The sequence below is a fragment of the Chelativorans composti genome (assembly GCF_039541695.1).
Taxonomy (GTDB): domain Bacteria; phylum Pseudomonadota; class Alphaproteobacteria; order Rhizobiales; family Rhizobiaceae; genus Chelativorans; species Chelativorans composti.
The window spans coordinates 1-646 of record NZ_BAABGS010000025.1 but is presented as its reverse complement, the minus strand read 5'-3'; the positions used below and the strand labels follow the sequence as shown (position 1 = coordinate 646).

The following is a 646-nucleotide window of genomic DNA, read 5'->3' as shown; positions in this document are numbered from 1 at the left end:
AGCTGGGAGGCATTCAACCTTTGGCTGGAGGAGCAATGCCGCAAGCGCCAGCACGATGTCCTGCGCGGTGAGAGCGAGACGATCGGCGAGCGGTTGCAACGTGATCTGGTTGCCATGCGCCCCCTCCCGGTCGCGCCTTTCGACGCCTGTGACCAGGACAGTGGCCGCGTCTCGTCCCAGTGTCTGGTGCGCTACAAGACCAACGACTACTCGGTGCCGGTTGCCTTCGGCCATCAGGATGTCTGGATCCGGGCCTATGTCCACGAGGTGGTGATCGGCTGCCGGGGCGAGGTCATTGCCCGCCATCCCCGCTGCTGGGATCGCGAGGAGATCGTCTTCAACCCGATCCACTACCTGCCGCTGCTGGAGCAGAAGATCAACGCACTCGATCAGGCCGCACCATTGCAAGGCTGGGAGCTTCCCGAGGAGTTCGCAACGTTGCGCCGGCTAATGGAAGCTCGCATGAACCGACATGGCCGACGCGAATACGTCCAGGTCCTGCGGTTGCTCGAGACCTTTGATCTGGCTGATCTGCATGCCGCGGTGAAGCAGGCGCTTCAGATGGGCGCAATCGGCTTCGACGCCGTGAAGCACCTGCTGCTTTGCCGTGTTGAACACCGTCCGCCCCGGCTGGACCTGGACTGTT

General features: G+C 63.0%; 1 protein-coding gene. It reads left to right on the top strand.

The features are described 5' to 3' along the window. Positions 1-646 (top strand): Mu transposase domain-containing protein (locus tag ABD906_RS09800; RefSeq protein WP_425549985.1); only part of this gene is annotated, 646 nt, incomplete at both ends.